The organism is Pseudomonas sp. LBUM1640, assembly GCF_059716225.1.
Genome location: NZ_CP166816.1, coordinates 4,519,132 through 4,540,792 on the forward strand (window position 1 = coordinate 4,519,132; position 21,661 = coordinate 4,540,792).

Annotated in this window: 21 protein-coding genes and 3 pseudogenes; 8 read left to right on the forward strand and 16 right to left on the reverse strand. The window is 54.4% G+C overall.

Features of this window, described 5'->3' with window-relative positions; translation table 11 throughout:
- Positions 1 to 229: 229 nt before the first annotated feature.
- Positions 230 to 477: pseudogene (locus ACA065_RS19770) on the reverse strand (transposase); the annotation flags it as partial.
- A complete protein-coding gene (locus ACA065_RS19775; protein ID WP_497691156.1) occupies positions 476 to 895 on the reverse strand; it encodes a hypothetical protein in 420 nt (139 codons plus the stop codon). The gene ACA065_RS19775 and the pseudogene ACA065_RS19770, both read right to left, overlap by 2 nt.
- Before the next feature lie 1,815 nt (positions 896 to 2,710).
- On the opposite strand from ACA065_RS19775, the gene ACA065_RS19780 reads away from it, so the two are divergent.
- From ACA065_RS19780 to ACA065_RS19790, 3 genes are all read left to right on the forward strand, one after another.
- The gene (locus ACA065_RS19780) at positions 2,711 to 3,160 is read left to right on the forward strand and encodes a hypothetical protein (RefSeq protein WP_497691157.1); all 450 of its coding nucleotides are present in this window, start codon (positions 2,711 to 2,713) and stop codon (positions 3,158 to 3,160) included.
- Between the two features lie 69 nt (positions 3,161 to 3,229).
- Positions 3,230 to 3,484 carry an IS30 family transposase gene (locus tag ACA065_RS19785; protein WP_497691158.1) on the forward strand — a complete coding sequence of 85 codons (255 nt, stop codon included), beginning with the start codon at positions 3,230 to 3,232 and terminating at the stop codon, positions 3,482 to 3,484.
- Between the two features lie 89 nt (positions 3,485 to 3,573).
- Positions 3,574 to 3,993, forward strand: a complete 420-nt coding sequence (locus tag ACA065_RS19790; RefSeq protein ID WP_497691159.1) for a hypothetical protein — start codon at positions 3,574 to 3,576, stop codon at positions 3,991 to 3,993.
- 189 nt (positions 3,994 to 4,182) lie between these two features.
- On the opposite strand, the gene ACA065_RS19795 is transcribed toward ACA065_RS19790, so the two are convergent.
- Positions 4,183 to 5,811 carry an ATP-binding response regulator gene (locus ACA065_RS19795; RefSeq protein ID WP_497691160.1) on the reverse strand — a complete coding sequence of 543 codons (1,629 nt, stop codon included), beginning with the start codon at positions 5,809 to 5,811 and terminating at the stop codon, positions 4,183 to 4,185.
- Between the two features lie 103 nt (positions 5,812 to 5,914).
- Here ACA065_RS19795 and ACA065_RS19800 point away from each other — a divergent pair, with 103 nt between their 5' ends.
- Positions 5,915 to 6,517 carry a response regulator transcription factor gene (locus ACA065_RS19800; protein ID WP_497691161.1) on the forward strand — a complete coding sequence of 201 codons (603 nt, stop codon included), beginning with the start codon at positions 5,915 to 5,917 and terminating at the stop codon, positions 6,515 to 6,517.
- A 111-nt stretch (positions 6,518 to 6,628) separates the two neighbouring features.
- Here the strand turns inward: ACA065_RS19800 and ACA065_RS19805 are convergent.
- The 3 genes and pseudogenes from ACA065_RS19805 to ACA065_RS19815 all read right to left on the reverse strand — a co-directional run.
- Positions 6,629 to 6,908, reverse strand: a pseudogene (locus ACA065_RS19805) (type VI secretion system domain-containing protein); the annotation flags it as partial.
- Between the two features lie 519 nt (positions 6,909 to 7,427).
- Positions 7,428 to 8,424, reverse strand: a pseudogene (locus ACA065_RS19810) (IS5 family transposase).
- 214 nt (positions 8,425 to 8,638) lie between these two features.
- Positions 8,639 to 9,061 (reverse strand): lysozyme inhibitor LprI family protein, encoded by a 423-nt coding sequence (locus tag ACA065_RS19815; protein ID WP_497695385.1) that lies wholly within the window; start codon positions 9,059 to 9,061, stop codon positions 8,639 to 8,641.
- 769 nt (positions 9,062 to 9,830) lie between these two features.
- On the opposite strand from ACA065_RS19815, the gene ACA065_RS19820 reads away from it, so the two are divergent.
- Both ACA065_RS19820 and ACA065_RS19825 read left to right on the forward strand, forming a co-directional pair.
- Positions 9,831 to 12,008, forward strand: a complete 2,178-nt coding sequence (locus ACA065_RS19820) for a PA5441 family protein (RefSeq protein ID WP_497695386.1) — start codon at positions 9,831 to 9,833, stop codon at positions 12,006 to 12,008.
- Complete coding sequence (locus tag ACA065_RS19825) at positions 12,009 to 12,725, forward strand: DUF3142 domain-containing protein (RefSeq protein ID WP_497691162.1); 717 nt, start codon at positions 12,009 to 12,011, stop codon at positions 12,723 to 12,725.
- A 130-nt stretch (positions 12,726 to 12,855) separates the two neighbouring features.
- Here the strand turns inward: ACA065_RS19825 and ACA065_RS19830 are convergent, their stop codons facing one another.
- From ACA065_RS19830 to ACA065_RS19875, 10 genes are all read right to left on the reverse strand, one after another.
- On the reverse strand, positions 12,856 to 13,326 hold the full coding sequence (locus ACA065_RS19830; protein ID WP_497691163.1) for a type IV secretion system protein: 471 nt from the start codon (positions 13,324 to 13,326) through the stop codon (positions 12,856 to 12,858).
- Positions 13,226 to 13,603: a hypothetical protein gene (locus ACA065_RS19835; RefSeq protein WP_497691164.1), complete on the reverse strand. Its 378-nt coding sequence runs from the start codon at positions 13,601 to 13,603 to the stop codon at positions 13,226 to 13,228. The genes ACA065_RS19830 and ACA065_RS19835 overlap by 101 nt, the downstream gene beginning before the upstream one ends.
- Before the next feature lie 98 nt (positions 13,604 to 13,701).
- Positions 13,702 to 14,259: a DUF4189 domain-containing protein gene (locus ACA065_RS19840; protein WP_497691165.1), complete on the reverse strand. Its 558-nt coding sequence runs from the start codon at positions 14,257 to 14,259 to the stop codon at positions 13,702 to 13,704.
- A 330-nt stretch (positions 14,260 to 14,589) separates the two neighbouring features.
- Positions 14,590 to 15,117, reverse strand: coding sequence for a DUF4189 domain-containing protein (locus ACA065_RS19845; RefSeq protein WP_497691166.1), 528 nt, complete (start codon positions 15,115 to 15,117; stop codon positions 14,590 to 14,592).
- A 41-nt stretch (positions 15,118 to 15,158) separates the two neighbouring features.
- On the reverse strand, positions 15,159 to 15,701 hold the full coding sequence (locus tag ACA065_RS19850; protein ID WP_497691167.1) for a DUF4189 domain-containing protein: 543 nt from the start codon (positions 15,699 to 15,701) through the stop codon (positions 15,159 to 15,161).
- A gap of 390 nt (positions 15,702 to 16,091) precedes the next feature.
- Entirely contained in the window at positions 16,092 to 16,526 is a 435-nt protein-coding gene (locus ACA065_RS19855; protein WP_497691168.1) for a DUF4189 domain-containing protein, read from the reverse strand.
- Entirely contained in the window at positions 16,523 to 16,804 is a 282-nt protein-coding gene (locus ACA065_RS19860; RefSeq protein ID WP_497691169.1) for a hypothetical protein, read from the reverse strand. The genes ACA065_RS19855 and ACA065_RS19860 overlap by 4 nt, the downstream gene beginning before the upstream one ends.
- A 91-nt stretch (positions 16,805 to 16,895) precedes the next feature.
- Positions 16,896 to 17,438 (reverse strand): DUF4189 domain-containing protein, encoded by a 543-nt coding sequence (locus tag ACA065_RS19865; protein ID WP_497691170.1) that lies wholly within the window; start codon positions 17,436 to 17,438, stop codon positions 16,896 to 16,898.
- Between the two features lie 15 nt (positions 17,439 to 17,453).
- Positions 17,454 to 18,026, reverse strand: coding sequence for a type IV secretion system protein (locus tag ACA065_RS19870; RefSeq protein WP_497691171.1), 573 nt, complete (start codon positions 18,024 to 18,026; stop codon positions 17,454 to 17,456).
- 279 nt (positions 18,027 to 18,305) lie between these two features.
- Complete coding sequence (locus tag ACA065_RS19875) at positions 18,306 to 18,860, reverse strand: DUF4189 domain-containing protein (RefSeq protein ID WP_497691172.1); 555 nt, start codon at positions 18,858 to 18,860, stop codon at positions 18,306 to 18,308.
- A gap of 245 nt (positions 18,861 to 19,105) precedes the next feature.
- Between ACA065_RS19875 and ACA065_RS19880 the strand changes: the two genes are divergently transcribed.
- Positions 19,106 to 19,570, forward strand: a complete 465-nt coding sequence (locus tag ACA065_RS19880; protein WP_497691173.1) for a hypothetical protein — start codon at positions 19,106 to 19,108, stop codon at positions 19,568 to 19,570.
- Positions 19,571 to 19,676: 106 nt separating this feature from the next.
- A complete protein-coding gene (locus tag ACA065_RS19885; protein ID WP_497691174.1) occupies positions 19,677 to 21,404 on the forward strand; it encodes a DUF4344 domain-containing metallopeptidase in 1,728 nt (575 codons plus the stop codon).
- Positions 21,405 to 21,661: the final 257 nt, after the last annotated feature.

The following is a 21,661-nucleotide window of genomic DNA, read 5'->3' on the forward strand; positions in this document are numbered from 1 at the left end:
GTTCAGCGCCCAAGCGCGTAAAAGCCTCGGCGATTATTATGGGAAACCGCTTGTTCTACAAACATAATGCCTTTTTTCAATGATCAAAAGCCTGCGAAGTATGAATCGCACCCCTTTCTGTCGACTTATGTTTTTTGCTGCTGCAAGCGCCTCGTAGCAGCCATTGCCCCCATTATGGATGCACCTCTCCCACGCCGCAGAGCAAATGTCGACGTGCCATCCACAGGTTCTAAAAGGCGAACAGCGTCACCATTTGAGCAGTGTTCTTCACCAAGCCCTGGAAGCGCATTTTGAGTATAACCAAACTGGCGCTTGATCACCCGAAATGGATGCTCACCCTTGGCGCGAACCTGAGCCTTGCCTTTCTGGATCTTGCGTATCGCTTTGTACAATACGCGGCGTTTGCCATTTTTTGTAGGTGCTGCGCCGGGCTGTAACCTGCCAGATGACTTTGCGTCCCGCATGTTCCTCGCGCTTACAGGGCCAGGGCTGCCAGATTCAGCGCTATGCCTAGAACAACAAAGCCAAAGGCTATCGGTGCTTCGAACGGCATCCGTGAAGGAGTAAAAAATATGGCAAGCAATGCTCCGATTAGGATGCCGGGAAAGCTGTAGAGATAAATGAGCCATTCCATAGAATCTGTGATCACGATGTCGCAAAGGTACAAGTACAGCGCCATGGCTGCAGCGATTCCGCCAAGCGTCCCTCTTGATGCTTTGCATAGAATCGCTGCAAAAAGCACGGCGACTTGCGGCAACCAGTAGTGTGCAAAATTACCCAAGAAATACTCGTCTTTAGGGCTTATGTAGACGGCAGCGGTTAGGCCCAGAGCGATACCTATTACCGATATCAATATGCCAGTAGATCGTGGTGCGTTTTTTTCAGCTGAACTCATTCCTTGTGACCCTCTTGAATCCGCGTGATGGCGCGAAAAACCCCCATAGCTTTTGGCGCCCAAGCCGTGATGTTACAGCCTCGCCATGCCAATGAGTTTTTCCTTTGGGGCCGATCTGGACCTTGAAATCGAAGAAGTATAAACAGCTGCCCCCCCCTCCCCCTTCAATAGCACACATGTACTAGATAGCCACCGCTGGGCTCACCACCCAAAATGACCCACGAAATACAATAAGGAATTAGTACATCCGCCCTAATTTCCCTTGCGCACATGCCCCCACTAAACCAATACTTTTACCGCACACTTAAACCCATGCACTACTTCATCACAAGCCATGTATATTAAGATCAATACCTTTACACTCAGAAATTTTGTTAGAGCTTTATCAACCCACCTAAAGCATTATAAAACAGAATTAATTAACTCATCACAACCTAGCTTACAAATGCGAATAAACTTCAATTTTTACACGCTTATAGCAAGAACTATATCCTGCGACTAAGGCGCGCACAGGTAAAGTCTTCATTGTTTCCTGCTTGCTATTTTTAGTTAATTTCATACTTGCACGAGCATTCACTTATCACTCCAGCGAAACACGTCGCGATGATTTTTAGTATTGCATGCTTCGATTAGTGGATTAACAACCTCATTTCCAAAATTGGACTTCTACCACAAGTAACGATAGCCAATATTCACCGACTACGATTGCTCTGTATCTGCCCCTCTACGTAATCCCCATCGAGGAGTACTCTATGCTTATCAACCACTTTAACTACTATCACACCGCCAAATTCGACACGTGAAACCGGCAACTTGCTATTTAGTGTGACTAAATTGACCCTCACCAAGCTTATACCCGCACATTCAGCTACCCAAAAGGTACATTTTTTCGACTTTGGCGTCGGGACGCATCATGATCGTTGGCTCCTGAAAGAAATCGGGAGCACAGCGCCGGTCATCAGATTACGGTTTTGTATGTGCTTCATGGCGCGTTTACTCTGTATTTTTGCAAAGAAAGCTGGCCCAGTCGCCATACTGGCCAATAGACATTAGAACATCCGTACTATTTTCCCCAGCCTCGTTAAACATTAAGATTTGCTAACGTCCAAGGTGAACGCACGCTTTAGACAAACCGATGCGTAGAATATTGAAACTCATTGTAAGTCGACCGAGAGGACCGAAAAAATACCGGCAATCACCAAGAATATCCGAAACATAAAGAACATAAAGTTACTTTGCACACCATTTCCAATCTCACCGTATTAGGTGCCTTGGCATTCGACCTGACCGAATGCCAGGTCATCAAGCCAGCTGAGAGTGATCTTAAGAATCGAGCACAAACGACTATCAGCAAGCCAATTACCAACGCCTCAAACGTAAGAAACGACTTCAGTAACACCTATTTCACAGCTAAAACCGCCACAGCTGAATACATGTGCGAAACGCCGAGCGGTCCTATGGTTGCCCCCGCATCCATGATGCATGGGAATGGGCGACCAGTGCACCATAAAATAATCACATCCGCTGGTTGGCAGTCCCCAATAAAAGGCGGAAATGACTGTCTGTACAGATTATTGTGTCGAGTACTAAGTGGCGCTCCTTTTCATACGATATACAACCTTAGTTTAAAAAACAAAACATAAATGGAGAAACACCATGCTACCACTGCTCAAGTTAAATAAGTTTCTCACCATTCTGGCTTTGGCTAGCGCTGCCACTTGAGTGTTGGCAGAAGAAGCGGCCCCCATTGGCGACTGGTGGCTACGGCGGGTATCCTTCCGCACCCCCCACACAAAACGATAAGGAGTTCGTTCAATGTCTTCGATACATCGTCTATGCATTGGCATGGTGATCCTGGCCGTCAGCGCCTGCTCGACCACCCCCAATGATGTCCAGGTGGCCGCGCAGAAGCTGGTAGGCCAACCTGCTCAGGCTGCTTTTGCGGTATTTGGAAAGCCAGACCAGGGTATCGGACCCTCACCCTATACTTCCAGCGGCGGCTTCTACGCATGGAACCGCATTCAAACCCACACAACGCCTGAGAAAGTGTTCGTCCAGACCGGGGTCGAGTATGTGGGCCAGCGGCAGACCTATCTTGCCGGCACCACCGGCATCATGCCAGTTGGTACCGAAAACATTTATCGCAAGACCGGTTATGAAGTAAACAGGACGATCATCGACTACTTCTGCAGCATCACGGCGTTCACTGATAATCAGGATATGATCACCGACATTAGTGTGATCAACTGCAACGAGAAAGAATAATGGCGCGGCGGCGGACATCGCGCCTTCGCTATACGCTGACTAGGGCCGGTTGGAAGTAGGGAATACCGTTTGACCTACGATCGAGGCACGGAACTGACGTGCTACCCGGAGCTGATGGACCGCTTGAATATCGACGTGTGGTTTGCTGATCCACACGCGCCGTGGAAGCGCGTCAGCAACGAGAACACCAACGGATTGCTTCGGCAGTTCCTGCCCCAGGGCATTGATCTATCGGGCGCGAGCCAGGAGCATCTCAATCACGTTGCGATGCGCATGAACACACGTGCGCGTCAGACGCTTGGCTGGAAACGCCCGCCGAAGTGATCGACAAAGAGATCACCGAGTTCAAATCACGTGTTGCGCTTACTTCTTGAGACCGCCTCTACGGTAACGGCATCGCACACAAAAACATCATGTATGTCGCCGACCGCACCTCCGTGTTGCCGTCTCCAGTCACCAAGGGCGCGCAATTGGTGGCGGTGACCTTGGTCTATGAAGAGACGGGCAAGCCGATGTTCGACGCTTACAACCTTGAAGCCCAATGTCCAACGCGTAAGGTGCGCTTTCTCAACGGTCAATCTGTAGAGCGCATCGGCCACACTTTGCAGCATCTTAAAGTGAACAGTAAATGGCAGGACCCCAAGGAGTTCTGGGTCCGGCGTACGTTTGAGTTCGTCTGCATACTAGGTGAACAAGGCTCGATGGCAATAGGCAAGATGGATTATATGCAAATGATCAATGTAGCGAAGCAGATGTTCTTCAAATTGGTACCGATTCAGAAGAACAGACAGATGACCGAGGACCTGGATAATATACTGGGAAATAAACAATAATAATTTTCTTCAACGTAATTAGAGCGCTCTTTTAGCTCCGCTTGCGTAAGCGTTTTTACGTCACACGCAACAAAGAAATTCACAATGAATACATGGATTCGTTTTTTTGGCACTCATCACCCCCAGCGCTTTATTTATTAATGGATGCTCGCTAATTGCCCAGTCTCGCTGGAAAGGACGAGACCACCATCATGCAACAGGTACTTGTACACTTGACTGTTTCTGGCTGAGGTCTCGCAAGGTAGCGCGCAACTCGGATGGACGCACGGGTTTTGATAGGATACAGACCTGATGCTCGCTCAACTCCGCCTGGATCGTCTCGACGTCATGCCCGGTAAGTATCAGCGCCGGCACTGCCCAACCGCGCTGTTGGCGCAGATGATTTATGCACTCGATGCCAGTGGTGTGGTTACCCAAGTCATAGTCAGCGACGATGACATCACAGTCGCTGGCCAGGTCCCGGCCGGTCAGCTCAGCTTGCACCTCACAGCCCCAGCGCTCCAGCAGCGCCTGAGTGGCCAGCAGGACGTTATAGTCATCCTCAACCAGACACACTTTCAAACCGCTCAGCATCCCGGCCTGATGCACGTCTTCGCGAAGGTTTGCATTTTGTGGCGGTATCGCCAGCGATAAGCCATACAGGCAAACGGACGTGCCATGGCCCACACGCGAGCGTAAAGCCACTTCTAGATCCATCATAATGCCCAGACGCTTGACGATGGAAAGGCCCAGCCCAACGCCTTCAACGTCCTTATCCCGCTGATGACGCACACGATAAAATTCTTCGAATACTTTTAGCAGATGTTCCTCTTCAATCCCCCTCCCCTGATCGTAAACAACGATAGCCAGCCCGTCACCGCGCTTGCGCACGCCGATCAATACAGGCCGCTGGGCACCATACTTGAAACAATTGGAAAGTACATTTTGAACCATCGCGGAAAGAAGTATAGGGTCCGCTCGGACCCAGTGAGAGCAGGGCCGCAGGTGCAACTCAACACCCGCCCAGCGGGCAGCCTCGATATTCTGGTGTACGATATCTGTGAGAAAGCTCCCCAGTTGCAGGGTTTGATACTTGGGTATTACCCGGCCATTGTCTAACGTATAAAGATCGAGAATCGAACGGAAGAGTTGCGATACGTTGAGTAGAGAACGATCGATACTGTCAACCAAGCGCCGCTCTTCATCCCCCAGGCGCGATTCCCGCAGACACGCGGTGAATAGACCAATTGAGTGGATCGGTTGCCGCAAGTCATGGCTGGCCTGTGCCAAAAAACGAGACTTTTCTAGGTTGGCGGCAACAACTTCTTCCGATGCTTTGCGTGTACGTTCCAACAAAAGGTGAGCATAAATCGGAATAACCGTGCTGGTAATAATCAGCATCAGCACCATGAACGGTTGCGCCTGCCAAAAAGGCGTCAGCCAGTAGACAATCAACAAAGCCAACAACGCTAGTGCAGTGGCAATTGCAAGGTAGCGCGAGCCATAGCGCATACCGTTGCCCAAATTGACCCAGACCATTACCGCATAGAGAGGCAACGCTGCTTCTGCGCCAACCACCAGACCGAACGAGGTCCCCGCGTAGTCGTGTACCATCCCTATGATCCGCCGTAACGGATAATGTCCTAGCCAATTAGCAATGACATAGCGAAAACCAATGGAAGCTACCAGGAACCCGGCGATGTAGAGGATTATGGGCAGATAAGTGTCCACAGTATGCCCAGGCAGAAAGCCCAGTATGCTGATATACACAATGGCGCAAGCAGCCACAATGATGCGCAAGTTTGCTTGGTGGAGTTCGGTGTTTTTCTCAGATTTCATGGGGGAGCATCCCTACGGCGTAACCGGTAGATCAATGATATGCGCCACGTGTAGCCATCGAACGGTGCTACAGTAATACGCCTAACTCAGGGTAGAACTAGATATGCCATGTAGAATCATTATTGCCGACGATCACCCCATGTTTCGCGAGGCCATGTTACGCACCGTACAGCGACTGCTACCCGAGGCGACAGTGGAACAAGCCGGGGACCTCGAGACTGTAAAGTCTCTGATCGAAACGAGCGAGGAAGTCGACACGCTGATTCTCGACCTGCGCTTTCCAGGCTTGACCTGCATGAGCCAATTGAGTGAGCTGAGACAGCAGTTACGGCGCACCACGTTAATAGTGGTATCAATGGTTGATGACCCAAGGTTGATCGAACAGCTCATGGCTTTAGGTATTGACGGTTTTATCGGTAAAAACATTACTCCTGACGAAATCGGCCAGGCGCTGCTGGCGATCAGAGAAGGCGATGTGGTAGTCAAGTTCGCGCCCTCGGGCCTGCTGCCACTGCAAACCAACACACTTACAGCCCGCCAGCAAGAAGTATTGCGCCTTGTCGCAGAAGGCAAAACCAACAAGGAAATCGCCAAGGAATTACACATTTCTCCCTTTACCGTGAGAATTCATGTGTCGGCGCTGCTACGTTGCTTGAACGTGCCATCGCGGTCAGCGGCTGCGGTAAGGTATATGGAAACCGGTTAAGGGACCTATTCAAAAACTTAAACTTTAAGAGTTGCCCGTGACCACCTTCCTTGGGGGCTACCGAGCCTTCTTTGACCATGGGCTTTCTCCTTGCGGTTGTGGCCGTGAGGCCTATTCGAGTACCACTTCGAGATCGAGGTGGCACAGCCTGCGATAGATCTCTTCCTTGCGTTCGCGCACTGCATGGGTCTGCGGCAACAACTCGCAACAACTATGCAGTAGATGGAGCATCTTCGAGCGCAAGGTCCGACTCCCAAGCGTGAAGACTTGAGTCCTGTAATGTTTGGTCAAGGGTTTCCAGCTGGGTCTTGGCCAGTTCATATTTCTTCGCCAGAAAGCACAGGCGTGCCAGGGCGAACTGCCAAAAGAATCGAACCCGGCCAACCCGAGCCTCATAAAGGCCCAGCCATTACAACAACCCACTCACATGTAGCATGTTTACATGCCAATAAGCCGAGAGAAAATTTGCGCACATCCAGCGGGATCATATACTCACGCCCGCTACGAGAGACGTAGGAAACTTCCTAAACTCACTAATGAAATTTCCTGTGGGATCTGTATCACTCAACAGTCCCAGCTCTACAACATGGCAAATAGTTGCACACTCAGCTTTGAAAAAAACTGTGGATAACCCCCTGCAAGACATGAAAGCCCCGCCCCCAGGCAAGCGTGCAAGAATTTGCACATCGCTGAGCAAGAATCTGCGCGACACTCTTCATCTAATTCAGATAAAAACCAGGGATATCTTCTTTGACACCCACTAGGGATGGTCTGAAGTAGCCATGTATTTCTGGCTGACTTCGGCCACCATCGATTTTGAAAGTGGCGAGTCGATCCCAAACGCTCAGATCACTGACTCATTCCTGTCTTTTTAGCCGCTGCGAGCACCTCGCGGCGTCTATTCCCGACATTACAGGCGCACCTCTCCTGCATTGCTCAATAAATGTCGGAGGGCCATCCATAGATTCAACAATGCAAACAGCGTCACCAACTGCGCCGTGTTCTTGGCCAGGCCACGGAAGCGAGTTTTCAGATAACCGAACTGACGCTTGATCACCCGGAACGGGTGCTCAACCTTCGTGACTTACGCCTTGGCTTTTTCGATCTTGCGCTTGGCTTTGTACAGGGCGCTGCGCTTGCCCAGCTTCTGGTAGGTGCTGCGCCGTGCCGCGATCTGCCAGATGACCTCGCGACCTTCATGCTCGGGACGCTGCTCCACGCCGGTATAGCCGGCATCCGCACAGACCACGTTTTCGTCGCCGTGCAGCAGCTTATCGACCTGAGTGACATCGGCCACATTGGCTGCAGTGCCCACCACGCTATGCACCAGGCCTGATTCATCATCCGACCCGAAATAGGCCTTCATGCCGAAGTACCATTGATTGCCTTTCTTGGCCTGGTGCATTTCCGGGTCGCGCTTGCCACCCCTATTCTTGGTCGACGCTGGCGCATCGATCAGCGCTGCATCGACGATGGTGCCCTGGCGCAGCGCGCAGACCACGATCCCCAGATAACCATTGATCACCGCAAGAATCCCTGCCGCCAACTCGTGCTTTTCCAGCAAACGACGGAAGTTGAGGATGGTGGTTTCGTCAGGAATGCGCTCCAGGCTCAGCCCCGCAAACTGGCGCAGAATCGTCGTCTCGCACAGGGCTCCTCCATCGCAGGGGCGCTGTAGCCGAACCAGTTTTGCATGAGGCGAGCCCGCAGCATCTCCATCAACAGATAGGCAGGACGGCCGCCTTCGCCCTTCGGGTATGGGGTTCGATCAGGGCAATCAAACCCTTCCAGGGTACCACCCGATCCATCTCGATCAGGAACAACTCTTTGCGGGTCTGCTTAGGCTTGCCGGCGTATTCGGCATAGGTGAAGGTATCTGCTTCACCGGGAAACTCGTCGGGTGGAATCTGGGGATTTTGCCTAAATTTGGAAGTCTTCTTCAGCGTTTCCCTTGGTGCCGGGTTTGCACGTCGCAATCAGCTCCAGCTTACCGTCAATGACGTCCGCAACGGCGCGGGTTTGATACAGCTCCCCGCTGGCCCAGTCCTGAGAAAGACTGCAGACCCGGTTGTTATTCTGATGAAAACGAGCCCCGAAACACCCGTAAGCATAGGCATAGGCTTACGGCACAAACTCACATGCAACGTTACTTCCCGCGAAACGGCCGCCAGTAAATCCTGCATCAGACGTACGTTGGTCAATGGCTCGCTGAACCAGCTCAGGTTTCTCCGATGCCTGATCTGACACCCGGCCCTGCTGCCGGGTACGCCCCTGAATAGCATTCAGTACGATATTACTCTGCGCCTGCCGGGTGTACGGCTCACCCGTCGCCGCATTAATGCTGTCGCGCAGCCCCCCAAGGCTCTGATCTTTTGCGGCAATCCAGCGACGCTGGCTCGCAACCAGCATGCTGCGAATATCGGCTTCATTGGTGCTCTTCAGGATCGACGCATAGGCTTTACCCATAGCAGCGTCAGCAGTGACTAGGCGGGAATCGGCGCATATCAAATGTTCTATTTCGGCTGATGCCTTACCACAATCCATGGACCGTGCCAGAGCATGCTGAAAGGTGAAAGCCAGAAAAAAGAACTGCAACAGCGGGGTACTTCATTAAGCGGATCCTTTGTAATCCTTGAATGCCATCCTCGAACCTGATGTTTCCCGGGACACTGTTGATCGGGATTTACAGACAGCCCTCTTCCCGGTAGTTGCCGTCTATGTAAGCAAGCGTGTCACCCGGCCCAAGCTGCCAACGGACCCGGGCATTAACTTTGCACAGTACCCATCCCTCACTTCGCACAGCACCGTAATAACCAGCACTCTCAAACCACGTGGGTTTAAAACCTTCCATGTAAAGTTCGAAAATGAACTCATCAACGGGCATACCCAGTGGAAAACGGGCGCGCAGACGACTGTCGAATTCCGCAGACGCTCCGCTCCATGACGCGGGCAAACTAGCTGTTAGAAAAGATGGGTATCGCCCCGAGTCCCACATCAGGGCGATGACAATTCCGATAACGATCCCTGAACCGCATAGAGCTATATACAGAAAAAATCTTCTAACGCTCCGCGAAAATCCTAGCTCCATGGATAACTCCTTCATGGGTTCTGATCGTGCGCGCCTGTCATGACTCGCGTTTACTGGTCGACTTAGAAAAGGTGTGGCCAATCATGACAACTAACTCATTCATGCCACGCCGTTTTCAATAGCACATGTGTGCTATTTGTTCAGGTGCGCGCTGGGTATATAAAGCCTCTATCAATGCCCATCATGCGCATCGCTGATCTGTTAGTTATCTATGAAGGATGTTTTATGCACCATCGCTTGCTGACGACTCTGGCTCTTGCTTTAAGTGCGGTCACTGCTTTCCAGGCTCAGGCGAGTGAGGATGACTCCTGCGCACCGATCTGGTCGGTCAACAAGAAGCAATTCAGTGCTTGCAGCAATTTTCCTTTTCTCAGTCCCAGCAATCACAGCTCCGTCAACTTACGCCTCTTACTGGCAGACTCCGGCAAACTGCCGCTGACGCCCACGCCACTGAGCAAAGATGACATCGCAGAAGGCTATGGTGAGGTGCCTTTCGCCTACTATCGCCTTCAACCCGCGTCAGACGCTGTGGGCGCAAAATCTCCCGACAGCGTAAAAGGCCAGAGCCTTGATGGGTTGCTGAAAACCTTGGGAATCAAACGCGAGCAGGCAGAGGTCGCCAGCTCGACCCTGGTCGACGGTGAAGGCAGTCGTTGCCGTAGCAACAATGAACAGACAGCCGGAAATTTCATTCAGGCACTGATAAACACGCCGGACCTTTCCCCCGCTGAACGCTCAGCACTTGGCACGAGCCGGTTGCATATGCTCTCGGCTTGTACCTGGGAGCCAGAGCAACTTAAAAGCGTGCTGCCCGTTGATGTGCAGTCCGCCGCAGGTAAGTCTTTTTCCACCTACCTGCAGGCTGCGGGCGATTTTTACAGTGGGCGCTTCCTCGAAGCCACCTATGGTTTCACGTCACTCGCGGATAATGCCAATCCGTGGCTGAAAGACACATCCCTGTACATGATCGGCCGCAGCGAGTTGAACCTGGCTCAGGAGAAAGCCTTTGAGTACGGCGAGCTGAAGCCTGACCGGGTCGATGTGGCTGCTGCGCAACGCGCCGAAGCGGCGTTCAACAAGTACCTTGAAAACTCCCCCTCGGGCGCATATTCCGCCACCGCCCGTGGCCTGCTGCGCCGTGTCCACTGGCTGGTCCAGGACACCAACAAGCTCGCTGCCGAATACGAGATGCTGCTTACCGACATCGACAAAGTCACTCAAACCGACAGCGCCGCCTACAATGCGCTGATTCGCGAACTGGATCTGAAGCTGATCACCCCCAATAAAGCGCCTGTCAACTCGCCGCTGATCACGGCGGTCAATGACCTGATGTGGATGCGCGCGGGGATATCGAACACGTTGACTGAATCAGCCCTGCTCCAGCAAAAGGACATTTTTGCTAAACACCCCGCACTGTTCAGGTACCTGCAAGCGGCAGTTGCCTTCCATACCGAAAAAAATCCGAAGCGCGCGCTGCAACTGTTGCCTGCCGACGTGCCCGACACACTTGGCTATGTCGCGTTCAGCCAGCAAATGTTGCGCGGCCTGGCGCTTGAGGACATCAAGGATGACAAGACGGCACAGCAACTCTGGCTGCAATTGTTGACCAAGGCCCAATTGCCTTTGCAGCAAGAGCAACTGCAACTCGTGCTGGCGATGAACTATGAGCGTAACGGCCAGGTAGCGGAGGCATTCCGCGCAAACTCACCGATCAATAACGAGAAAGTGCGGTATATCCTGCTCGGCAAATCGGCCAATACAGACTTGCTGCGTCAACAGGTTACTCAAGGGCCCAGCAAAACTGAACGCGACACCGCCCTCTTTCTGCTGCTCTATAAAGAATTGATGTACGGTCAGTTTGCAGCGTTTGCCAAGGACCTGAAACAACTGCCTGATCAGGTGCCTTATACCAAGCTCAGTTACAGCCTGGGCTATCAATATGATCGGGGCCATTCACTGGCACTGTTTAAATGGAACGGTGAAAAGGCGGAATCCGGTTACCGTTGCCCAAGCATTGCCGAAACTGCGGCAACGCTGGACGAAAACCCGGAAAACAGCCATGGCTTGATTTGCATGGCCGAGTTCATGTTGCGCAACCACCTGAACGACTCTCCGCTGAATGAAAAGCCGACTGACGGCGCACTGGGCAGCGGCCCCTCGGGCTTCCCGGGCGAGTCGTTCTCGCCACATACCGCTTATGTCAGCGCCATCAGCGATCCACATGCCACGCCCACAGACGGCGCTTATGCGCTTTACCGCGGCATCAATTGCTATGGGCCGACCGGTATCAATAGTTGTGGCGGAAAGGATGTAGAACCCAGTGTTCGTAAATACTGGTTCCAGGACCTCAAGAAGGAATTTGCTGATACTCGTTGGGCTAAATCCCAACAGCATTACTGGTAAATGCGGACGCTATTATGGCTGACGCTGGCAAGCCTGTTCCATGTGGCTTCGGCATCTGCTGCAGTTGAGGCCGACGACTATGATGCATTCTGGCTTTGGGGAGGCGTGTCGTCACAAGAGGTGCTCGCCACGGCTAAAACGCTGTACGTGCTGCAAGGACAGATAAGCAGCTCACGTAGTGAGCGCCATCAACGCGTGAGTTTTGTCGCGCAGGGCATGGCAGTGTCCAGGCTGCCTCAAGAAGAGCTCTGGATTGTTTATCGTGCACATACTCTGCGCTGGCCGGAATCCGTCTACACGCAGTTGCTTGGGCAACTCAATCGATGGCAGCAAGTGGGTAATGACGTTGCAGGCATCCAGATCGACTTTGACGCCCGCACACGCCATCTCAACGAATACGTGGAATTTCTGCGTGATCTACGCCAGCGCCTTCCCGACAACTATCGGCTGAGCATCACAGGCCTGATGGACTGGAGCAGTAACGCCGACGCTTCAGTCATCGGCGAGCTCAAAGGCGTGATTGACGAAGTGGTGGTTCAAACCTATCAGGGCAGGCACAGCATCCCGGATTACAAAGCCTACCTGCCACGCCTGAGTCGCCTGGGGCTGCCTTTCAAAGTTGGACTGATTCAGGCCGGTGAGTGGAACGCACCCGCTTATCTGGAACGTAGTCCGAGTTTTTTGGGGTATGTGGTGTTTCTGCAAAACCTTCAATAAGCGCACTTACATCGCCAGACTCAGGAGCGACGCATCGTATGCAAAGCAACATCCACCCGCCCTTGAAAGCCCTGACTCTGGAGTGTCGTGAGTGGCTTAAACGCCGAGCTTAATGGCAAGCACGAGCGCTTCACAGCGTCTCTCCAGGGCTACATAGACACCCCTGGCCGCTGCATGCCAAGGCATGGGTTGCATTTGGACAGCCTAGCTCATTACTACGAGGTGGCCAGCTGTGACGCGTTTCTTTGCGGCGAATGCCAATGCTCAGCCATACGCTCCAACGTGCAGCCTGCTTAAGAGCGCTCATGCTCAGTTGCGACGGTATGTACAGCCATAAGTCCTCTCCCAACAGCTTGCCCAGCAACGTACTGCCCCAGAAGGCACCCGCCACCTTGGCCACCATCTCCATCGCAATGGCCGTCATCACTGCCAGTACCGCCATCGAGAACATCATGCCTATCCCGTACAGCAGCCATTTCTGGAATAGCTGCTTTGTCTGTTCAAATATCAGACACAGGATGAACAGGGGGCCAAGGCCGATGAACAGCGCCAGCGCTACCTCGTGGCGGTGACCGCAGGCCGCCCGTGCCCAGACCCACAAACCCCATCGCGCGCGTCTTGGCGCTGTCCAGGGTGACGTCCCCCATCGCATCCAGCGCGTCGATGGACGACAAGCCCAACTGCATGTAGCCCAGGTTCTTGTCGATCAGGTCCTCCGGCGATTCCTTCTTGCCGGTGATGACGTAGGTGATCTCGTTCTTGACGTCCTTGCTGAGGAAGGTATGCAGGTCGCTGCCGAACATGGCCATAGTGGTGGCCACTGACACGATCAACGCGGCGCGGGCCATGTTGGTGACCAGCACCATCAATGAGCCCAACCAGAGACGGGTCCAACCAGAGACGGGTTTTGACTCGGGCGCCCTGCACGATCAACTACAGCGACCAGATTCACATCCAAACCCAACGCCGTTGTAATTCAATACGCATGAAAAATCGGCTTGGAACAATTGGTGTGAAAGGTTGCGCATGCGCCAGGCGTAAGTCCTTCGCAACGCTTTAAGGCAATACTGGAGGCTTCTACCTCGTTGGCTGCACTGGCAAATGTGGTGATCTTTGAGCCGGAGGGGCCTTTGGCCAATGCAGCGCATTGATTCTCATAGGTCATTGCAACAGTGCAATCCCCTGCACCATGCTTCTCACATTTTCTCAATGCATCTTCGATCGCCACTTGCTTCGATGGTTGTCCATACGTGACACCCATATCGCCGTTCGCATCTGACATGGCAAATGCCCCCCAAGTCTTTTTCCAATATCCTGCAGGTCGCGGAGGCTGAGGCGCAGGTTGTACAGTACCGGCCGCCCCCCTGCCGCCGCCGGGAATCGGGGCGCAGCCCTGAACCCCTTGCCCTCCGATCGGATAGTAGCCTGGCGGACAGTTTCCTTCGGCATTGGCAGCAGCTGGGACTAGCGACAGCCCGAGGGCTAATCCGACTCCAAGGATGCTGTTACGTACAAAGCTCATGATAATTGGCATAGCGCTACCCTCCACTTAATCGGTCCTCGCCACACCGCGCTGCCCCACAACAGGCTGCGGAGCAAGATCACCGCCAGAAGGCGTGACAAGGCGTCCAGCGTCTGAACCACTACGAGTCCCACCGCCATCCTGCCCACCCATGGACGGCGGAGGCGGCGTATAAGCCCCCCCCGCCACCCATCGAGCCCGGCGGCTGCCCCAGCGTGCCCGGCGCGGTACCGCCGCCGGCACCACCAATCTGCGAGTACGCCATGAAGCTGCCCAGCGTGCCCTGGAAGAACATCGCCGCCATCGGGGGCCGGCCGGTCAGATCAGAGCCATGCCATTTGGTCAAAATGCTCTGAAGATAGGCTCGGAACAAGCGGAATAGATCGTCCTGCATTGTTTCGCGCCCTTGCTCCTGCAGGCATTCAACGCAGTAGTCGTCGCAGCTTCGATCGTAGGGCCACCCGCATACTGCGTCCCCGTACTGGCCAATGAGGACACAACAGCAACGGCACATTGATTGAAATAGACAAACTCTACCTTGCAAGCCCTTCCACTACTCTTTTCACAGTTCTGGATTGCTAGGCGCGAGGCTTCATCCTTGCTCTTAGCTCCGACAGCTGCGCCACCTTCCGCACCGCCTATCGCACCCGCGAGCCCGCCCCAGGTTTTAATCCATTCCCCTGTAGGCCGAGGAGCTTCCGGCGTCACGCTGGAAGATCCAGCACCCGCCGCTCCTGGAATTGGAGCACAGCCTTGGACCCCTTGGCCCCCAATTGGATAAAACCCCGGAGGACAATTTCCCTCAGCATGAACAGCTTCGACAAAGCCGAACGCAAGAAGAAGAAATACAGCAGTTAATGAGTGCTTCATGTCGGAATTGGCAGTAAACGCCCAGCCCAGATGTTGAAGAATCAGTACTTTTTGAAGTACGGCTCAGTGCAGTCCGCATAGAACTCTACACAGCTTCCCGCTTCATCATTCTTGCAGGACTTTGCAGCCCCTTCCTTGGCTACTTCGGGTGTGGGGCCACTACCGATACCGGACTGTCCTTTCCCGGACCTTCCGCTCGGGATCACCCAGGACACACATTGATTGAAATATGTAAAAGACACGGCACAATCACGAGCACCACGATCTGAGCATTTCCCCAGCGCCTCACGCTCCGCATCCTGCCTGGAGAACCTCGCGGTTGAGACTCCGGCATCCGACGTCGCCTTTGACGCGGCGATCGCACCCCATGTCTTGATCCACTCGCCGGTTGGAACAGGAGCTGATCGCACTGGAGCGGCCGAGGATGAGCTATTCCCTGCGCCTGGGATGGGTGCGCACCCCTGAACCCCTTGCCCGCCTATCGGATAATAGCCGGGCGGGCAATTTCCTTCCGCGCGCACTCCAAAGCTCGCGCTGGCGATAGCGAGCACCAATAGGAAAGTTAAAGCCATTCTTGGGGACATTATTGCTTCCTCTACAGACCGCTATATGAATTGCAACCTCAAGTGTTTCCGGATGACGGGGCATTGCCCCTGAGTCCAGTTGGAGAGCTTGCGGCCTCAGAACCGGGCGAGAGCCTTGGCATAGCGACAGGCCCAGCATTATTTGTCGCATGAGTCTGCGCGGCGGGCGCCGCCGGCGTATAAGACCCCGCCGCACCCGGCGGCTGCCCCTGCGGGCCCGGCGCGGTGCCGCCGCCGGCGCCACCAATCTGCGAGTACGCCATGAAGCTGCCCAGCGTGCCCTGGAAGAACATCGCCGCCATCGGCGGGGCGGTCAGGATCGGCTGATCGTCACCTAACTTTTCGGAGTTGTCATTTCCGCCGGAAGCGCCAAATACTCAATAGCTTCTTTCAATAAACTCGGTACCTCTTGAACTGGGCCTCGGTGCAATTCGCATAGGTCTCAACGCAACCTGCGCCCTGATCATCCCTGCATATATTTAATGCACCAGATCGCGCATCCGCCGGCGTGGAACCAGTTCCAATGCCAGACTTTCCCTTACCAAGTCGGCCTCCAGGAATCATCCAAGAAACGCATTGATTTCTGTACGCAGTAACCACAGAGCAATCACTCGCTCCTTTTCCAGCGCATAATTCCAATGCCTGCCGCTCGGCTTCCGACTTTGACAATCGACTTGTAGATACGCCCGCATCGGATGTCACCTGGGACACAGCGATCGCGCCCCACGTCTTTATCCATTCCCCCGCAGCACCCGGCGGGGCGGTCATGATCAGCGTGGTCAGGATCAACCCCATGCCGCCCTGCTGCATCGCCTGGCTGGTCATGCCGTCGCTGGAGGCAAGGTCCTCCAACAGGTATTGTTGACCAACGCAGTCGTCCAGAACGAGGCGGACACGCGAATGACCATGTCCAGCGCGATCGACACCATCGCCGCCAGCACCGCCATCGAGAACTGCACACGGGTCTTGTCGGGCTGCAACCCGGGGTCATCCAGAACTTTGACGCTGTCGATACTCGACAGCGCCACCTGCATCCAGGCCAGGCTCCTGTCGATCTGGTCCTCCGGCTTCTCGTCCTTGCCAGTCACCACGTGGGTGATCAAAGTACAGCACGAGCCGGCGTGCTTCTTTGAAAAGTCCTCTACGCCAGAACATGCACCATCAAATTCTCCTATCTACGCACAGCCTCCCGCATTAGAAAGGCTGAAATACGGGCTCTGTACATTCCGCATATGCAACTTTGCACTTCACGCCCGTTTTACTTTCACAAGCATTTACCGCTACCACGGAAGCGCGATCTTTCGAACCACCACGGCCAAACATCGTCTGAGATGCCCCAACTGCGGACGCAACGGCCAAGCATTGATTCTTGATGGTCAGATGAACTTTGCAGTCCACAGCACCGTACTGAGCACACTTTGCTAGAGAGTCTTTGACAGCGTCACCTTTCGACATCTGCCCTAGTGCAACACCTAGATCACCGTTCGAGGCTGCCATTGCGATTGCCCCCCAGGTCTTGACCCAACGTCCCGTTGGCCGCGGTCCAACGGCCTCCGTACCCGATGTAGGAATCGGTGCGCACCCCGGCGCACGACTGTCCCCGATTGGATACTGACCCGGCGGACAGCGTCCCTCTGCGAAAGCAGGATCGGCCGATGTCATGAGAAGCAGCGCAGCCCCATAGGCAATCCATCGACGACTCATCAGAAAAACTATGCTGACTCTGCTCATATTCATATCTCAAAAAAGCGATTAATGGGCCGCGCCGCGTGTACCGATGTTGGGCTTCGCCTGCACCTCGCCACCGGGAACCGTCATACGTCCCAATGCAGCAGCGCCGGGATCGCTCGGTGACTCCGATCGCGCTTTGTCCGGCGCAGCCGGCGTATACGAACCCGGCGGCTGCCCCTGCGGACCGGGCTGGCCAGCCGGGGATCCACCGATCTGGGAGTATGGCGCGAAACCACCCAAAGTCCCCTGGAAGAACATCGCCGCCATTGGGGGCGCGGTCAGGATCAAGGTCGTGAGGATCAGGCCCATGCCGCCCTGCTGCATCGCCTGGCTGGTCATGCCGTCGCTGGAGGCGCCATCGAGCAGGAACTTGTTGACCAGGGCGGCGGACCAGAACGCGGCCGAGACACGGATCACCATGTCCAGCGCGATCGATACCATCGCCGCCAGTACCGCCATCGAGAACATGGTGCCGATACCGTAGAACAGCCATCGCTGGAACAGCTGCTTGGTCTGGTCGAACAGCAGACACAGAATGAACAAGGGCCCCGGGCCGATGAACAGCGCCAGCACGACCTCGTAGAGCAGCAACATCGCACCGGCGGTGACGGCTGCCCCCCCGTGCCCATGCCGATGAACCACAGCGCCCGCGTCTTGTCTGCCTGCAGCCCCGGGTCATTCATGATCTTGATGCCATCGATGCTCGACAGTGCCACCTGCATCCAGGCCAGGCTCTTGTCGATCTGATCTTCCGGCTGTTGTTCCTTACCTGTCACCACATGGGTGATCAGGCCTTTGACGTCCTCGTTGAGGAACTTCTGCAGACTGGTGCCGAACATCGCCATGTCTGCATCTACCCAATAGAGTCATCGATCAGAAGGCTTTGAATTCTGACATGCTGCAACCCGAATACACCACGCTGCAGACCTGCCCTGCTCCGTAGGCCTGACACTGCGTGATCGCCATATCCCTGGCTTTGCCCTCGGTCTCGGCAGTCACCGCCATTGACTGCCCGGATGAGCGAGCAAGCGACTCCGCCGATGGGTCCGCAATCGCCACACATTGATTGTGATAGGCGAGCCTAAGTTTGCATTGCTTACCACCCAGGCGACTGCATTCTCCCATTGCAGCACTGACCGCCCGTCGCTTCGACTTCATTGAGAACGCCGCACCAGTGGTAAGCGTGCTCGAATCCTCAGCAATTGCCCCCCATCTGGTCTCCCACTTCCCCGTTGCAACCGGTCCTTGCTGGCTGTCGGAAGCCCCGCCGTTGGGAATTGGAGCACATCCTGGTGCGCGGTTGTCGCCTATTGGGTATTGACCTGGCGGGCAGCGGCCCTCTGCCCTTACACCACCAGAGAGGAAAAGAAGGCCCGCTACTACTACCAGCGCGCCTAGAATCATTGAACTGGATTTACTGAAAAGCATATCGGCGTCTCCGCCCTACGAGTATGACCACTTAATTTTTTTAAAGCAGCGCGCTTGACGTTATGAGCGATACATATTTAGCACACTCACTATCGCGGCACCTATAGTACGGATGTGCTATTGGAAATTTATCGTTTCCCCGTAAATTGCTAATAGCCAACCTATGCAATTTCTGCCGATAGCGTGACTGCGCATCCGACATTAAAAGCCGTCGACAGTGCAGCATTTAAGGATAAACACGGAGTATGGCTACTGCATCCGCCAGGAGAGCAACACCTCGTGAAGCCACGGCGGGCTTTATGTCGTCGCTTGTACTTTTGGTTCTGCCCGTCTGCGTCCATGCCAGTGGGCAACTGCCGCCGAGTACGCTCGAAGACCGCAGACTGCCAAACGCTTGCGCTTGCCGTGCTTTCCTTGAGGCGACCTGGCGAACCGATCAGAAAAAAGCCGATCCGCAGCCGTTACCCAGCGACGACGGATCAAGGCAGACATTGATCCACTCCGACGGTGTAGTCGCCACTGATAACAAACACCTGACTTACGAAGTCGAGGAAGGCTGGCAGTTACAGCATCCTCTGCTCGATATAAAGCAGATACGGACTTCCTACAGCTACGAACGGCGAAGCTACAGGTGTGAAGGCAACCACCTGACCGGGACGAGCATCAGTGGCTATGCACTCGAAGGCTACGAAGCAATACCTGAGAACTGAATTAAACGATGACGAACTTACTTTATCTGGCGAGCGCACTTCAGGGTCTATTCCATTGACGACAGGGACCGTAGCAATCCGCTCCTCGACGAGCTGGAAAAATCGAATGTTGCACGTGGCGTTCATCACGACTGTCACAACTTTTGGCTGGCAGCCTGCAAGCGTGTTAGCGGGTGTCGCAGCCCCCGCTAACCCCTACGCCCCCCAGAATGCCGACAACACCGAAGCCTCGCTCAGCGTCGATGAGCGAAAGCTGATCCAAGAAGGCTTGATCTGGGGCGGGTTTTACAACGGCTGGATTTATGGCCAGTTTGACAAAGGCACCCGGGACGCCATTGCAACTGTTCAGCAGCAATACAAGCAAGCTGGCACCGGGACGCTCAATGCCGACCTCGCCATGCATCTGGGTGGTATGGCGCTGAATAACCGCACGAAGTATGGCTGGACGACCATCACCGAGCCCAAATCCGGCGTGACGCTGGCCTACCCTTCAAAGTTGCTCACCAGGACCACTAACCCGGAACCCAACTTCGTCAATATTGATTCCGAAGACCGAAGTGTTTCGATCCAGCTATTGCGTATCGATAACACCAAAACCGACGCCATCGACACGCTGTACAACGACCTGACCGGCAACGGTAAATCCACCGTAACTTACTCATTCAGAAAAGGCAGCTTGTTCATCATTGCGGGTGATCGCGGCACCGGGAAATACTACAGCCGCTATGAACAGCGTGGAGGCGAAGTCCGTGGTTATGATCTGGTCTGGAGCGGCAGCCGGGATGCAGAAATGCAGGCGATCTCCGTATTGATTTCAAACAGCTTCGAGCCCTTCGATACCCCTCGTCAGCAGGGAGAGCCTGACTATTCCTACCTTGTTGGGCTGGCTCAAGCTGCGAAAAACGAGTCCGGTGGCAACCCGCCCCAGAACAACGCAAATACGCGCCCCCCCTCACAGCAACCCGTACAGCAACAACCTGCGCAACAACCCGTGCAGCAACAACCTGCCGCACAGGACGCGCAAAAAACCGATGTATCGGACGGCAAGGGCACGCGGTTTTCCTATACGTACCAGGCTCCTCGTGATGCCCGGCTGGAAGAAGCCTACCGGTTCACACGCAAGGCCGACCTGCTGGTCGGTAACGTCGAAATTGACGCAATGGACGGCATGTTCATAATGCCTCGCCCTCTGCACTACGTGGCCATGGAGTGCGGGACGGTGAATGCGTTCTACAGCCCGAAAGACTCTGCGGTCTTCCTCTGCTATGAGATGGTCAACTACCTGCTGCGTCAGGCCGATGAACTGAATGCGAACAACGATCCGGATTTCCCGACCGATTACGTGAAGTCCAACCTGCGTTTTATTCTGCTGCATGAAACCGGCCATGCGTTTATCGACTTGCTGAATCTGCCGTCCACGGGGCGTGAGGAAGATGCTGTCGATCAAATGGCGGCGACCATGATTCTGTTGCATGTAAACCGCGATGAACCCCCCGAACAGCTCACCCGGGTATTGTCGATGACCGCCACCTGGTTCAGGACCAATGCGTCACTGCAAAACGGCAATGCACTCCACGATGCATTCTCGGGTGAACATTCCCTGAACGAACAGCGCTATTACAACTTGCTCTGCATGGTTTACGGCCGTAATCCACAGGAGTACGTCTCAATTGTTGATCGAGGGTTGCTTCCAAAATCCAGAGCTGCACGCTGCCCTCAGGAAACCAGCAAAATCGTCTCTTCCTGGGCGCGATTGCTGCTGCCGCACTTCGCACCGCGCTATCAGAAAGACGCCAAAGATTCAGTCAACCGCCAGGATGCGCAGAGTCAGTGAGCTTTTTCAACTACAGATCCCGAGATTTACCCCGTGGGACCGGCTTCAGCCGGGAAGAGGCCGGTACATTCAGTACGTCTCTATTATCAGAGATACCGCCTTGCCGGCTAAAGCTGGTCCCACGGCGTAATTCACCGATTTCTGCATTGTTAACCTGAGGTCGGGGCCTGACTGGCACGCTACTGCGTGGAGTTTTCCCGGCTTCGTCTAGAGCGAGATATCAACCGTGCGCCCTTCAAAAACCAGCGGATGACCCC